This is a genomic window from Ralstonia chuxiongensis (assembly GCF_024158925.1).
Taxonomy (GTDB): Bacteria; Pseudomonadota; Gammaproteobacteria; order Burkholderiales; family Burkholderiaceae; genus Ralstonia; species Ralstonia chuxiongensis.
Map to the genome: position 1 here is coordinate 630,191 of NZ_JAMYWC010000001.1, position 15,285 is coordinate 645,475.

The 15,285-nt window shown below is 64.1% G+C and carries 11 protein-coding genes; 3 read left to right on the plus strand and 8 right to left on the minus strand.

Annotation, left to right across the window (positions count from 1 at the left end; genetic code table 11):
* Positions 1-68 precede the first annotated feature (68 nt).
* Positions 69-1,100: a D-xylose ABC transporter substrate-binding protein gene (gene xylF, locus NKG59_RS02715; RefSeq protein WP_253535013.1), complete on the minus strand. Its 1,032-nt coding sequence runs from the start codon at positions 1,098-1,100 to the stop codon at positions 69-71.
* Between the two features lie 279 nt (positions 1,101-1,379).
* Here xylF and NKG59_RS02720 point away from each other — a divergent pair, with 279 nt between their 5' ends.
* Positions 1,380-2,603 (plus strand): XylR family transcriptional regulator, encoded by a 1,224-nt coding sequence (locus NKG59_RS02720; RefSeq protein ID WP_253535015.1) that lies wholly within the window; start codon positions 1,380-1,382, stop codon positions 2,601-2,603.
* Complete coding sequence (locus NKG59_RS02725; protein WP_253535019.1) at positions 2,600-3,682, plus strand: aldose epimerase family protein; 1,083 nt, start codon at positions 2,600-2,602, stop codon at positions 3,680-3,682. The genes NKG59_RS02720 and NKG59_RS02725 overlap by 4 nt, the downstream gene beginning before the upstream one ends.
* 43 nt (positions 3,683-3,725) lie before the next feature.
* Here NKG59_RS02725 and NKG59_RS02730 read toward each other — a convergent pair whose 3' ends face one another.
* From NKG59_RS02730 to NKG59_RS02760, 7 genes are all read right to left on the minus strand, one after another.
* Complete coding sequence (locus NKG59_RS02730) at positions 3,726-5,153, minus strand: nucleobase:cation symporter-2 family protein (RefSeq protein WP_253535022.1); 1,428 nt, start codon at positions 5,151-5,153, stop codon at positions 3,726-3,728.
* A 356-nt stretch (positions 5,154-5,509) separates the two neighbouring features.
* Complete coding sequence (locus NKG59_RS02735; RefSeq protein ID WP_045201919.1) at positions 5,510-6,271, minus strand: RNA polymerase sigma factor FliA; 762 nt, start codon at positions 6,269-6,271, stop codon at positions 5,510-5,512.
* An 8-nt stretch (positions 6,272-6,279) separates the two neighbouring features.
* Positions 6,280-7,059: a MinD/ParA family ATP-binding protein gene (locus NKG59_RS02740; protein WP_253535025.1), complete on the minus strand. Its 780-nt coding sequence runs from the start codon at positions 7,057-7,059 to the stop codon at positions 6,280-6,282.
* Between the two features lie 13 nt (positions 7,060-7,072).
* On the minus strand, positions 7,073-8,971 hold the full coding sequence (gene flhF / locus NKG59_RS02745; protein WP_253535028.1) for a flagellar biosynthesis GTPase FlhF: 1,899 nt from the start codon (positions 8,969-8,971) through the stop codon (positions 7,073-7,075).
* Positions 8,968-11,076, minus strand: coding sequence for a flagellar biosynthesis protein FlhA (gene flhA / locus NKG59_RS02750; RefSeq protein ID WP_253535030.1), 2,109 nt, complete (start codon positions 11,074-11,076; stop codon positions 8,968-8,970). Before flhA ends, flhF begins: the two co-directional genes overlap by 4 nt.
* A gap of 503 nt (positions 11,077-11,579) precedes the next feature.
* Entirely contained in the window at positions 11,580-12,743 is a 1,164-nt protein-coding gene (flhB, locus tag NKG59_RS02755; protein ID WP_253535033.1) for a flagellar biosynthesis protein FlhB, read from the minus strand.
* Positions 12,744-13,041: 298 nt separating this feature from the next.
* Complete coding sequence (locus tag NKG59_RS02760) at positions 13,042-13,650, minus strand: nitrous oxide reductase accessory protein NosL (RefSeq protein WP_253535036.1); 609 nt, start codon at positions 13,648-13,650, stop codon at positions 13,042-13,044.
* A 480-nt stretch (positions 13,651-14,130) separates the two neighbouring features.
* Between NKG59_RS02760 and NKG59_RS02765 the strand changes: the two genes are divergently transcribed.
* On the plus strand, positions 14,131-15,216 hold the full coding sequence (locus tag NKG59_RS02765; RefSeq protein WP_253535040.1) for an FAD:protein FMN transferase: 1,086 nt from the start codon (positions 14,131-14,133) through the stop codon (positions 15,214-15,216).
* Positions 15,217-15,285 lie beyond the last annotated feature (69 nt).

Sequence of the window (15,285 nt, forward strand, 5' to 3'; positions counted from 1 at the left end):
GGTACGAACGCGGCCGGCGACAAAGCGTTGGCTCGTCGCCGGCACGAAGTGGCCCTGGCTGCGCGACCTTATTGGCCGCCGCCGATCTGAGCCTGCGTGTAGAAGCCGTCTTTCACCACCAGGTTGACGTTGTCCTTCGTGAGTTGGGTGGGTTGCAGCAACACCGTGTCGACCTTCTTCTTGCCGTTGTCGTACTGCGCGTTGTACTTGGGCTTGTCACCCTTGGCGAGTGCCACCGAAAGCTGCGCCGCCTCAGTGGCAATCAGCTTGAGCGGCTTGTAGACCGTCATCGTCTGCGTGCCGGCAATCACGCGCTTGACGGCGGCAAGGTCTGCATCCTGCCCCGACACCGGCACTTTGCCGGCGAGCTTCTGTGCAGCCAGTGCCTGGATCGCGCCACCTGCCGTGCCGTCGTTGGATGCCACCACCGCATCGATCTTGTTGTTGTTCGCTGTCAGCGCGTTTTCGACAATACCCAGCGCAGCAGACGCGCTCCACTCGGGCACCCATTGCGAGCCCACGACCTTGATGTCGCCGCGGTCGATGGCCGGCTGCAGCACCTTCATCTGGCCTTGCCGCAGCATCTTCGCGTTGTTGTCGGTGGGGGCGCCACCAAGCAGGAAGTAGTTGCCCTTGGGGCGGACGTTGTAGACGCCCTGCGCTTGCAGCTCGCCCACCTTCTCGTTGTCGAAGGAGATATAGGCATCGACGTCGGCATCGAGAATCAGGCGGTCATACGACACCACCTTGATGCCGGCCTTCTTGGCTTCCGCCACCACGTTGGTCAGCGCCTTGGAGTTGAACGGCACGATGACGATCACGTCGACACCGCGCGAGATCAGGTTCTCGATCTGGGAGATCTGACGTTGCTCGCTGGCATCCGCCGATTGCACCGACACTTTCGCGCCCAGCTTTTCTGCGGCAGCGACAAAGTAGTCGCGGTCGCGCGACCAGCGCTCCACGCGCAGGTCATCAATACAAAAGCCAATCTCCGGATGCGCCTTGCTGGCATGCGCCAGAGGCGCCGCAATCGACAGGCTGGCGAGCACTGCACCGCAAAAGGCGGCCCTCAGAACACTACGGCGTTGGTTCGATTTCATGTCTCACTCCATCTTCTATTGTTGGTGGATACCCCTAGGCCGACGGTGCGCGTGGTGCGCCGCAATAGTGATCTCGCCCGGCTCGACGGCCATCGCATGGTGATGCGGCCGCTCAGCACGGGCAATTACGAAATTGCCCAACCGCCCTAACATTTCTTGCCACCCCGCCGCGATCGTCTGACAGCGCCCCACGTAGCCAATAGAATGTGCAAGCGCGCAGCACGCCCCAGCGCTGCAGCCGTTTGGCAACCCCTGCCACCGCGAGCGGCCCGAGCCACCATGCACCGTCAACCTTCCGATCCATCGCAGCACGCGCGCATTCATCGCATTGCGCTGCTGTTCAATGCCAACAAGGTGTATGACCGCGAGATCATCGCGGGCATTGGCGACTACATGCGCTCCACGCGCGTGACGTGGGACTTGTTTCTGGAAGAGGATTTCCGCTGCCGGCTGCCCGGCATCGAGCGGTTTGATGGAGACGGCATCATTGCGGATTTCGACGACCCTGCAGTCGCTGAAGCGCTGTGCGGTTGCCCGCTGCCGGTCGTGGCCGTCGGCTCATCATATGAAGATGCAGCGCAATACCCGGCAAAGGAGCCCTATGTCGCAACGGACAACGGCAAGCTGGTCTCGCTGGCCTACCGGCACCTGATCGAAGCAGGCCTGCAGCACTTTGCGCTGTACAGCCTGCCCCAGGCACCAGAGAACCGCTGGGCACAGCAGCGCGAGCTCGCCTTTACCCGCTTGCGCCGGCTCGACAATCCCAGCGCCCCGATTGAGCAAGAGATTTACCGGGGCCTCTCGACCAGCGCGCCGACCTGGCATCAGGCGATCGGCCAGTTGATTGAGTGGCTGCGTGCCTTGCCCAAGCCCATCGGCATCATTGCCGTCACCGACGCGCGGGCCCGGCACCTGCTGCAAGCATGCATGACGGCAGGGTTGGCCGTGCCAGAGGAAGTCGCCATCATTGGCATCGACAACGATCCGCTCACACGCACCTTGAGCCGCATCCCGTTGTCATCGGTCATTCAGGGCACGATGGAGATGGGGCGCACCGCCGCACATCTGCTGCATCAGATGCTGGGCGGTGCCCGCTTGGCAGGCCGGCAGATTCTCGTGCCGCCGGTTGGCATCAATGTGCTGGCGTCGTCCAGGCACCAGCCGCTTTCCAGCCCGTATGTCATGCGCGCGCGCCACTTCATCCGGCAGTACGCCTGCCAGGGAATCAAGACCGAGCAGGTCGCGGACTACGTCGGTATCTCGCGGTCATCGCTCGAAGAACACTTTCGTCGTGAATTGAATTGCACCGTGCACCAGGAAATCCTTCGCCATAAGCTCGACGCCGCCAAGCACATGCTGGCCAGCCGTGATGTCGCAACCGCCGAGGTGGCGGTGCGCTGCGGCTTTACCTCACCGCAATACATGCACGCCGTATTCCGCCGTGAGCTGGATTGCACGCCGCGCGAATACCAGGAACGCACGATCGCAGAGGGCCAATCATGAGCATCGCGCCAGCGCTGTCCGCACACGCGCCGCTCGACGGCGCCATCTCGTCTGCAACATGGGGGCACTTGCCGGACGGTGAACCGGTTCGGCTGTTCACGCTGCGCAATGCCTCGGGCATGCGCGTTTCGATCAGCGATCTGGGGGCAACGCTCGTCTCCTGGCAAGCACCTGACCGCGGCGGGCGCCTGGGCGAGATTCTTCTGAACCACGCGACGCCTGCCGCCTACCTGGAATCGCCGGGTTATCTGGGCGGCTTGATCGGGCGCTGGGCCAACCGGATTGCCGGCGCACGCTTCACGCTCGACGGCATCGACTACGCGCTCGACCGCAATGAGGGCGGCAATCTGCTCCACGGCGGGGCGAGCGGGTTTCATCGGGCGCTATGGGAGGCTGAGGATGAGGACGGCGCATTGGTCCTGCGGCTCACGTCCCCAGAAGGCGATGCGGGATTCCCCGGCAATGTCGCCGTCCAGGTTCGCTATGCGCTTGACGACGATGGCACGCTGTCGATCGACTATGAAGCGCGGACCGATGCGCCCACGCCGATCAACCTGACAAGCCACGGGTATTTCAACCTGAGCGGCAAGCCCGGCACCGACATCAAGGGCCACATCCTGTCGATCGATGCCGACGCCTTTCTGGAAGTCGACGCCAAGCTGATCCCGACGCGAACAGCCAGCGTCGCGGGCACGGCATTCGATTTTCGTCAGGGGGCGCCCATTGGGGTACGGCTGGACTGGCCTAACGCGCAACTCGCGCAGGCCGGCGGGTTCGATCACTGCTTCGTGCTGCGCAATACGGCGCCGGAGGGTCACCCGCATGTACGCGCGGTCGCGCGGCTGTATGACCCCGGCAGCGGGCGCGAATTGACGGTGCTCACCGATCAGCGCGGGCTGCAGTTTTACTCGGGGCACAAGCTGGGGGGCACGCACGCGCTGCGCAGCGGCTTATGCCTGGAAGCGAGCGCGTTCCCGAACCAGGTCAACATGCCCGATGCGCAAGCGGTCATGTTCCGCCCCGGCCAGGTCTACCGCCAGCACACCGCATACCGCGTGTCGGTTGCTGAAGAGACCTGAGCCGCCAGACCTGAGCCGCTTTTCAGGCGCGCGGCTTGGATGTTCAATGCGCAGCAGCGGCCGCGCCGTGCATGACTTCGTGCGAGCCACGGATGCCGTTGAACCACGCGTTGAGCACCACGGCCACCAGCGTGCCCATCACGATGCCGCTGTGGGTGATGGGGTGCATCCAGTCCGGAAAGTGGTGGAAGAACGCCGGCGCCAGCGTCGGCATCATGCCAAAGCCGACCGACACCGCGATGATCAGCAGGTTGTGGCGCTGCTGCTGGAAATCGACCATGCCCAGCATGCGGATGCCGGCTGCAGCCACCATGCCGAACATCACGATGCCCGCGCCGCCCAGCACGTATTGCGGCACAGACGCCACCACGTAAGACAGCTTCGGAAACAGCCCCAGCACGATCAGCAGCAACCCGCCAGCGGCCGCCACATAGCGCGAACGTACGCCCGTGATCGACACCAGCCCGATGTTCTGCGAGAACGACGTATGCGGAAACGTGTTGAACACGCCCGCCACAACCGTCGCCAGACCGTCGGCACGCAGGCCGTTGGTGAGTTCGTTGCGCGAGATCGGCTTGCCCACCACGTGCGACAGCGCGAGGAACATGCCAGTTGATTCCACCAGCGTGATCACGATCACGATGCACATCGAGATGATGGCCGACAGCTCGAACTTCGGCATGCCGAAGTGGAACGGTGTCACCAGCGTCATCAGCGGCGCCGCGCTCGCATCCGCCAGCGACACCTTGCCAAACGCCGCTGCCACTAGCGTGCCCGTCACGATGCCAAGCAGCACCGCGATATTGCACAGCAGTGCATTACCGAACTTGGTCAGCAGCAGAATCGTCACCAGCACCAGCGCCGCAATGGCCAGGCCGAACGGATCGCCAAACGCCGGGTTCGGCACCATGTGGCGCACGCCGTCGACCACCTGCGGAATCATCTGCTGACCGCCTGCGGCCCAGTTGATGCCTACGCTCAACAGCGAAAAGCCGATCAGCATGATGACCGTGCCCGTTACCACGCGCGGGAACAGGCCAAGCAGCCGCCCCATCAGCGGCGCAATGGCAATGCCGAACACACCTGAAACGATGGACGCCCCGAAGATGCCGGGCAGCCCCATGCTGGGCTCCACGCCAATGGCGATCATGGGTGCAACCGCGGCAAACGTGACGCCCATCATCACCGGCAGACGGATCCCGAAGATCAGGAAACCGAGCGATTGGATAAGCGTGCCGATGCCAGCCGCAAACAGGTCGCAATTGACCAGATACGACAGATCGCTCTTCGACAGACCAAGCGCATTGCCGACAATCAGCGGCACGGCAATCGCACCGGCGTACATCACCAACAGGTGCTGCAGACCAAGAGCAAACAGGCGGGGCAGCGGCAGACGCTCGTTGACGGGATCGACAGCGGCGTGAGCGATTGTCGACGAAGAAGGCGAGGGTTGGCCGGGGGATTGGCGCATTGTTTGTCTCCTGGGGCCGCCCCCGTGTCAATGCCGGGAGCGTGCTTTAGGCGGATGTGGCGGAGTCCATCCGCCGGCATTCATGCGGCGTGATGCCGCGTATTTGCCGGAATCTTGGAGGTGCGCCGTTTTTCTGTCAACAATTGCCACTGTTTTTTGTGTACATATTTTGCGTTCTGAAACGTGTGTGCGCTGTCATCCACCTCTTCACGCATGCAAGCGTGCCCGCGAGACCGAGGCCCCAAAGAAAAAGCGCAGCCGCGAAATGACTCGCTGGCCGCGCAGTAAGAAACTGGCAGGTCAAGCACAGACCAAGCGTCGCAGGCCAAAGGCAGCGGCGCCCGGTTGACCTCAGATCAGGTCGGCGTCGGCAGCCATGCGCGATCACGCAGGCGCGAGCGGATGCGGGCGATGGCCTGGCTGTGGATCTGGCACACGCGCGATTCCGACACGCCCATCACGGCGCCGATTTCACGCAGGTTCAGATCCTGCTCGTAGTAAAGGCTCATCATGAGCTTTTCGCGCTCGGGCAGCGCCTCGATGGCGGCGACAACCGATTCGCGCAGGTCGTGGTCCAGCAGTTGGTCCAGCGGCGTGGCGTCGTTCTCGGGTGCGCGGTTCTCGATGAAGGCGTCGGCGTCTTCGCGGTCGAAATCTTCGTAATACAGCAGCTGGCTGCCTTGCAGGTCGACCAGTTGCTTCTGGTATTCGGCCAGCGACATGCCCAGCGCTGCCGCAATCTCGGTTTCGGTGGGCGCGCGACCCTTCTGCTGCTGCAGCTTCTGGATCGCCTGCTCGATCGTGCGCGCGTTGCGGCGCAGGCCGCGCGGCAGCCAGTCCGAGCCGCGCAGTTCGTCCAGGATCGCGCCGCGGATACGCTGGGCTGCGTAGAACTCGAACTGCACACCCTGCGTTTCCTCATAGCGCGACAGCGCGTCGAGCAAGCCCATCATGCCGGCCTGGATCAGGTCGTCCAGCTCAACGCTGGCGGGCAGCTTGACCATCATCTGGTTGGCAATGCGACGCACCAGCGGTGCGTACATGGCCATCTCGTCGGACTTGGTCTTGCGACCGGTTGCGGTGTACATATTCATGCCTGCCTTTGACGCTTCGTTCATGCTGCGCCTCAATAAACCAATTCGGCCGCGCGTGCGGTGGCGCGGGGCGTCGCAGTCGAAGTCGACATTGACGTGTCTTGCGCCGATTCATCCGCCGGCTGTGCCGGTGCCCGCGCCGACATGACCACCCGCGACGGCGCACTGCCATCACCGGCTTGGGCCTCGGCGCTGGCCCAGCTCAACATTTCTTCGGCAAGCTGGCGGAAGGCCATGGCCGAAGGCGATGCGGGAAACGCGCTCGCCACGGGCTTGCCGAGCGAGAGCGCAAGTTCTACGTGCCGGTCCTCTGGGAGGTAGCCGGCGAAATCGATACGGGTGTTCAGGTACTGGCCCACGGTGTTGGCCAGGTTGCTGAACACGCGCACTGCGGAATCCACCGAATGCGCGCCGCACACCACGGTGCGGATGCCAGCGCTGCCTTGCAGCACGGCGGTTTTCTTGAGCAGCGTGTACGCGCTCTTGATGCCTTCCGGACCATCGGTGAAGGTCAGCAGCACGTCGTCGCAGACTTCAGCCACGGTGCTCAGCGCCCGGGTGCCGAAATGCGCGGCCACGAGCGTCACATCCGCCGTCTCGTCGTACTGCTCGAGCACGCCGGGCATGGCGAGCATGGTCTGGGCGTTCACCACGGCCGTGTCGCGGCCCATGGCGGACAGCGCGATGCGCAGGTTGTCGACAAAGTCGTCGACCTGCTCTTGCCCACCGATCACCAGCACACGGCGGGCAGCGGCATGACCGAGCATGCGCCGCAGCCCTGCGGCTTGATCCTTGGCGAATGGCGTCGTCATGGTCGCCCCCTTGTCAGGCGAAATCGAAAGCGGCCAGGCCAGGTTCGCGGTTACGCGCAGCGCCTTGCGCCACGAGCAACGATTCATCCGAATCCAGCGTGAACGACGACTGCTCCGCACCAGCCCGGAACGAGCGATGGATCAGCAGCTTCTTGTTCGGCACCGCAATGTCCTCCGGCACACGCTGGCCGTACGACACGTAATGCAGCGGCAGGCGGCGGCGGATCATCACGTCCATCGCGTGGCCCACCGAGGCAGCCTCGTCGATCTTGGTCAGGATGCAGCCAGCCAGGTTGGCGTCGCGGTAGGCACCCACAACTTCATCGAGCGTCTTGCCGTTGCTTGCAGCGTTGAGCAGCAGCAGGCGCTTGATCGACGGGCCCACGGCATGCAGCATCGCCATCTGCTCGGACACGGCGCGGTCGCGCTGGCTCATGCCGATGGTGTCGATCAGCACAACGTGCTTCTCGCGCAGATCGTTCAGGGCCAGGCTCAGGTCTTGCGCGTCTTTCACGGCATGCACCGAGACGCCCAGGATCTTGCCGTAGATGCGCAGTTGTTCATGGCCACCGATCCGGTAGCTGTCGGTGGAGAGCAGTGCCACACGCGATGCGCCATGGCGCAGCACGAAGCGCGCGGCCAGCTTGGCGGTCGTGGTGGTCTTGCCCACGCCGGTCGGGCCCATCAGGGCAAACACGCCGCCCTGGTCGAGCAGGCTGTTTTCATCCGACACGGTGGTCAGGTTCTTTTCAATCGCGCGCTGCACGAAATCCAGCGCGCCTTCATACGAGTCGTGCTGCGGCATGTTCTCGAGCACGTAGCGCGTGAGCTGTGCCGAGAACCCTGCGTTGAGCATGGTCTGGAACAGGCGCGTCCGCACCGGGTCGCCCAGCTTCACGCCCAGCGAGGCCAGGCTCGACATGGCGTCGTTCAGCGTGCTCTTGAGCGTTTCGATCTCGCCGACCATGCGGCGGGTCATCACGTCGGTCTCGGCACGGATGCTTTCCTTCACGTCGGCCTGGATGGCCGAACGCTGCAGGCTCACGTCGTCACGCGGGGCTTCGGGCTTGGCCATCGTGTCCTCCACGCGGACGAAAATGTCGGACGCCTTGCCTGCGTCGGCTTGCGCCTCGATGCGCGCCTTCACGGGCGCTTCGGCCTTCTGTTGTTCGGCGCGAAGGTTACGGGCCTGGGCTTCCACGCGCTCGGCAAAGTTGCGCAGCGAAACCGGGCGGTCATCCTGCTCGCGTGCCTGCTCACGCGCTTGTTCGCGACGGGCGGCAAAGCGGGCGGTCGATTCCATCTCCGGCTCGTCGTCTTCCACCGCGGTGCGGCGGGCGATGAACTGGGCGGTGCTGGCCAGGGCCTGCGCCGCAGATTGGGCAACCTCGGCATTGGCGCGGTCCAGCGACAAGCCGGCCAGCATGCGGGTGGAGGCTGCCAGTGCATCTTCTTCGCCAAACGCCACATCGTCATCCACGCGCGTTTGCAGCGTGCGTCCGGCCGGCTTGGCCACCGGAGCAACCGGCGCTGCCGGTGCGTCTTCCTGTGCGGGGGCGCGGCGCGAAGCAATGAAGCGGTTACGCAGACGCGCCAGCGCGTTGGGCGCCGGAGCCTCGACCTGCGGGGCCTCTTCGGCAGGTGCCTGGGCGGCAACGACGGCTGCGGTTGCAGCGGCAATCGGTGCGGGCTCGGGGATCGGCGCCGGGGCCATCGGACGGCGCTGTGCGGTCTTGGGCGCTGACGACTGCGCGTCGACCAGCGCATCCACGTGCGAATCGGATGCCGCGATGATCTCGATGCCGCCCGGAATGGCGCGGTTCGACAGGATCAGAGCGCCATCGCCCAGTTGGTCGCGGACCTTGCGCAAAACGTCACGCGACGTCAGTCCGGTAAATCGATGCATTTTCATGCGCGGCCTCCAAGCATGGCGACAACCTTAATCGTTCGGTGATCTGGAATTTCTGCGTGCGAGAGCACGCGCAGGCTCGGTGCGGCACGCTTGAACAGGCGGGCAAGCATCGGGCGCAGTGCGGGCGGTACGAGCAGGACGCCCGTCTGACCCATCTGTTCGTGTTGCCGCGACGAGTCCGCAGCCGCTTGCATGAGCGAGTCGGCCAGTTGCGGTTCGATCGGGCCGGCGTTAGAGCCAACGACGCTTTGCAGCAAGATGTTCTCCAGATTCGGGTCAAGCGTGACGACCTGCATTTCGGTCTTGTTCGGGAAGAGCTGCTGGGCAATCGCCCGGCCCAGCGCCACACGCACGGCGGCGGTGAGTTCGGCGGGGTCTTGCGTCCTGCCTCCGTGCTCCGCCAGCGTCTCGACGATGGTGCGGATGTCGCGGATATGCAGGCCTTCGTCCAGCAGGTTCTGCAGCACCTTCTGCACGGTCGCGACGGGCAACAGCTTCGGCACAACGTCTTCGACCAGCTTCGGTGCTTCCTTGCCCAAATGATCGAGCAATTGCTGAACTTCCAAACGGCCGAGAAGCTCGGTGCTATGGGTGTAAATCAACTGATTGACGTGCGTGGCGATGACCGTGCTGCAATCGACCACGGTATAGCCCTCGGCCTGCGCACGATCGCGCACATCGGCGTTGATCCACATGGCCGGCAGGCCAAAGGTCGGGTCCACGGTGGGCGTGCCGGGCAGTTGCGTGCCCAGGCGACCGCCATGGCCGCCGAGGCCATCCTGGCCACCCGGGTTGATGGCGAGGAACTTGCCCTGCTGCACCTCGCCGTGGCCGATTTCCACGCCCTTGAGCGTGATGCGGTACGACGACGGACCCAGCTCCAGGTTGTCGCGGATATGCACCACCGGCGCCAGGAAACCCATGTCCTGCGTGAACTTCTTGCGAATGCCCTTGATCCGGCGCAGCAGCTCGCCGTCCTGGCTCTTGTCCACCAACGGGATCAGGCGGTAGCCGATTTCCAGGCCCAGCACGTCGACCCACGACACATCGTCCCAGCTCGCCTCGGGCGTATCCACCGGGGCAATGGCCTGCAGCACGGGTTCGACCTCGGGCACTTCGCGCTTCTTCTTGAGATACCAACCCAGATAGCCCAGGCCGCCGCCAAACAGGATGAACGGGAAGTGCGGCATGCCCGGCACCAGGCCCAGCAGGCCCAGCACGCCGGCGGTGGTCATCAGCACCGGCGGCATGGCAAACAGCTCGCTCGACAGTTGCTGGCCGACGTCCTTGTCGGTGGAAACGCGGCTGACCATGATGCCCGCCGCGGTGGAGATCACCAGCGCGGGAATCTGCGCGACCAGGCCGTCGCCGATGGTCAGCAGCGTGTAGTTGGTGGCCGCGTGGCCGACGTCCATGCCGTGCTGGAGCACGCCCACGGCCAGGCCGCCGACGATGTTGATCAGCAGAATGGCGATACCCGCCACCGAATCCCCACGCACGAACTTGCTGGCACCGTCCATGGAGCCGAAGAATTCAGCTTCCTGGGCGATCTCCGTGCGGCGCCTGCGGGCTTCGTCTTCACGGATCAGGCCGGCGTTCAGGTCGGCGTCGATCGCCATCTGCTTGCCGGGCATCGCATCCAGGGTGAAGCGCGCGCTGACCTCGGCAATGCGGCCTGCGCCCTTGCTGATCACCATGAAGTTGATGATCACCAGGATGACGAACAGCACGATGCCGACGGTGTAATTGCCGCCCACCAGGAAGTGGCCGAACGCCTCGATCACCTTGCCGGCGGCGTCGGGGCCGGTGTGACCTTCCATCAGCACCACACGCGTGGACGCCACGTTGAGCGACAGCCGCATCAGCGTGGTGATCAGCAGGATGCTCGGGAACGACGAGAAATCCAGCGGCTTGAGCGTGTGCATGCTGATCAGCAGCACGATGATCGACAGCGCGATGTTGAACGTGAACAGCAGATCGAGGATGAACGGCGGCAATGGCAGCACCATCATCGCCAGGATCAGGATGATGAGCACCGGGCCCGCGGCGGAGCGGTAGTCGCCCTTGCGCAGGATGTCGGTGACTCGGAGCAGTGCGGCGTTCATTGGCGGGGCGTGCAGCGGGGGGCTTTTCGATGGATGCCATCTTGCCGGGGGAACCGCCAAATCGAAGACGTGAGAAAGCCGCCCAAAAGGCGGCTTTTCTTTGAAATACCCTCCCACCGGGGGGTGCGGAAGCGGCCATTGGCGCCGTTTGGCCGCCGTTGCACGCCAAGCGCCCCATGCACGGGCATCAAACCGCTACTCGCCGGGCAAAAAGTGTCGAGCCCGACGCTTTTTGCTCGATCAGTGGAGTTCGGAGCTCCATGCGTGAGGCTTTTTGCTCGGCGAATGGAGCTTGGAGCTCGACGCGTGAGGCTTTTTGCTCGGCGGTCCGAGCTCGGAGCTCGGCGCGTGGAGCTTTTTGCTCGGCGATCCGAGCTCTGAGCTCGACGTGTGAGGCTTTTTGCTCGGCGGGTGGAGCTCGGAGCTCGACGCGTGAGGCTTTTTGCTCGGCGAATAGAGTTCGGAACCCCACGCGTGAGGCTTTTTGCTCGACAGGCGACGTTTTAGGCGTCTTCGGGCTCGTCGTCCGGGCCGGGCTGTGGCCCCGGGTCCATATCGGCAGGCACCGGCAGGTCGGTCGGGCGCACCGGCACACGGCCGCCAACCTGATGCAGGCGGCGCAGCTGGTAGACATAGGCGAGCACTTCGGCCACGGCGGCGTAGAGCGCTTCGGGAATCTGGTGGCCGATCTCGGTATGGCGGTACAGCGCACGGGCCAGTGGGGGCGCTTCCAGAATGGGGATCTTGTGCTCCGTGCCCAACTCGCGAATCTTGGCGGCCACCATGTCGGCGCCCTTGGCCAGTACGCGCGGCGCGCCGCCTTCCTTCTCGGAATAGCGCAGCGCCACGGCGTAGTGCGTCGGGTTGGTGACGATCACGTCGGCCTTGGGCACATCGGCCATCATGCGGCGCTGGGCCGCCTGGCGCTGCAGGTTGCGGATGCGGCCCTTGACGTGCGGATCGCCCTCGGACTCGCGGTGCTCCTTGCGCACTTCTTCCTTGGTCATGCGGTGCTTGCGCGCGTATTGCCACAACGACAGCGGCACATCCACGGCCGCCACCAGCATCATCACCGCCGCCATGCAGAGGAAGGCCACGCCGGCCACGTGCAGGGTGTCGCGCATGGCCACGCCCAGGTCCTGCTGCGGAAGTTCGATCAGGTCACCCCGGTAATACCGGACCAGCAACCAGCCCACACCGGCAATCAAAAACAGCTTGATCAGCAGGCGGGGCAGCTCCATCAGCCCCTCCAGCGAGAACATGCGCGTCAGGCCCTGCAGCTTGAACAGGCGCGAAATATCGGGGGCCAGCGGCTTGAACGAGATGGCCCCGCGCGTGAGCGCCAGCGGCGACAGCGCGGCAATCACCAGCATCAGCATCAGCCCGCCCAGCGCCATGGCCAGCGGCATGAACTGGCCGGTCACGTAGTTCCACTGGTCCTGCCCGCTGGTGTAGTTGTAACGGTGGAACTCCAGGCAGCGCGCCAGGAAAGACGACGCAGCCCGCACGATCGAGTCGCCCATCACCCACAAACCGCCCGCCGATACCGCCGTGAGGGCGAACGAAGCCAGTTCCCGTGATCTGGGAACGTCGCCTTCCTCGCGCGCCTGCTCGAGGCGCCGCGGAGAGGCGGCTTCAGTTTTTTCGAGATCGCTTTCTTCGGACATGCCGGGCGTGCGAGGGGTGAATGGACGCTCGCATTATCCCGCCCCGGTCTGGCCATCGAAGCGCAAAGAAGACGCCTTGAAAGCACGCTTATCGGCAAAAAGCCGTCCCGCGCAGTGTCGGCGGGCCGACATTGCGCGGGACGGCTCTCCCGATGCCCCCTGACGCATGTGCACGTCGCCCGACAGTTGCCTGCGAGCCGCGCGGTGGCGATGGCCCCTCCCGAACCCGATCCGCTCGCATGAGCGAGCTGCCCGGTTTGCGGTCGTGCCCCCTAGCCGCGCAAATACACCGCCCCCCTTATATGGGGTCTGCCGCGCGAGCCATGCGGTGCGGCTCGACATCCTGCAACCGGTCCGCCGTGATATCCGCCGGATGCACCACCACGCCACCATTTCGCGCGATGAACCGTTGCGCATCCGCCAGATTCCGGAATGCCGGAAGATTGCCGCGCCGCATCGGTCCCAGAGCGGTCGACCCCGACACATAAACGGCCTGCAGTGCCGGAAGCCATCCACCGTCTCCCGTGGCATGCACGTAGCTGGCGGCAACTTCCGCGGCCTGTCGCCCAGGTGCGTAGCGCTGCAGGTTTCGCAGGTAGATGAACAGGGTCAGCGGTGAATCAAAGAAGTAAGCATCGCCGTTGGCAAAAATGAGCTGCGCCGCCCACTCGGGAACGCGAGATGGAAACGCCCCACAGACGGGGCAACGCGCATTGACCGGAACCGGGCGGGGGGCATGTGGCTGCAATCCGGACCGCGGATCGTACGGCACGGCCGACGCGACAAAGCAGATCTCGTCAGGCAACTTCGGTTCGGCCCGCAGGGCTGCACGCCCCACAAACCACCAGAGAGACCCGAGCGCCCCAAGCAATACAGCCAGTGCCAACAGCGGACGGCGCGTTGTCATGACCCGCTCCATCCGCTCACGCTGGTGCCACAGGCAATGACGGCTCTGGACAGAAGAGGACTGCGGCGAATCACAACTGAAAGCTCCTCCGAAGGCAAGCGGGCGCTGTTTCCACACTCACAAAAGCGGATCGACGGCACTGCGGGAGAGGCATTGCCGAATCCCGTCGACAGTCGCATCGCCGGCCAACGCCAGGATGACGAGCATACCGGCGCTGCCCACCTTCTAAATTGATCGAGGACATGAATGACTCTTCTCCGTTTTAAATAGACCCCTCTTCCGGTATTGGAATTTCCCATTTCTGCATAGCAAAAAATTATCCAAAAAAATACCCGACATTGCATTGCGGGTAAAAAATGCATCTCCAATACTTGATTTCCATCAATTCTAGCCACGGGCATTTCGGTCAATTGATGCGAATCAATCTGTGTTGCAGGCGTAGCGCTACCATCGGCCGCTTCTGACACATGCGGTGAAATCTTGAACCGTTGCACTCTGCTCAACCGTGGAACCCTGCCGAGTATCGGGCTCGCCGGACTGGCGCACACGCTGCGCTGGACTGCCAGTCCGGCCGCGAGCACGCTGCCGGCCCGGCACGGATATGCCTTCGAGGGCGACACGATGGGCACGACATATCACGTCCGGCTCGCGCTTGCCTCGCTTGATGACACGGCGCTGCTCGACGCGGCGCGCGCAGCTGTGGATGCGGCCGTACAGGCAGTCGACCAACGCATGTCGACGTATCGGGCGGACTCGGAACTGTCGCAACTGAACCGGTATGCGGGCGAGCGCCCGTTCGCGTTGTCCGCCGACACGATCAGCGTATTGCAGATTGCGCGATCTGTGAGCCTCGCAACGGATGGCGCGTTCGATGTCACTGCCGGGAGCTTCGTCAACCTGTGGGGCTTCGGGCCGGAAAAGGCGCAACGTGTGGTAACGCCGCGCGAGCTGGCGATGCTCAAGAGCGCAGTCGGCACCGGCGCACTGGAAATCGATCCGCGCACGCGTACCGCCACGAAAGCCGACCCTCGCGTTTATACCGATCTATCGGCCATCGCAAAGGGTTTTGGTGTCGACCAGGCGGCCATCGCGCTCGACGCGCTGGGCATCGCCGATTACATGGTCGAGGTGGGTGGAGAGGTGCGCGCCAAGGGCCGGCGCCATGACGGGCGCGCGTGGCAAATCGGTATTGAAGAGCCCCAGCGGAGGCTACCGCGCCGTGCCCGATTCGTCGTGCCATTGCGCGATATGGCAATGGCAACGTCGGGCGATTACCGCATCTGCTTTGAGCATGACGGGCAGCATTACTCCCACGAGATCGATCCACGTACAGGCCGCCCAATCGCCAATGGCCTGACTTCCGTCACCGTGGCCGCGTCGCAGTGTGCGATTGCCGACGCATACGCTACGGCGCTGATTGTGTTGGGCCCCGAGCGCGGCGTCGAGGTTGCCGAGCAACTCGGGCTGGCCGCCTATTTCGTCCTGCGCGATGCCGAAGGCCGCCATCTAGATCGGATGACAACCGCGTTTGCTGCGCTGGGCGGTCGCCCTGCCACATCCACCTAATCCACACCGCAACCCGCACAAAGCGCAACGGCATCGTCACATTCATTCATATCCGAATAGCCTTATCAA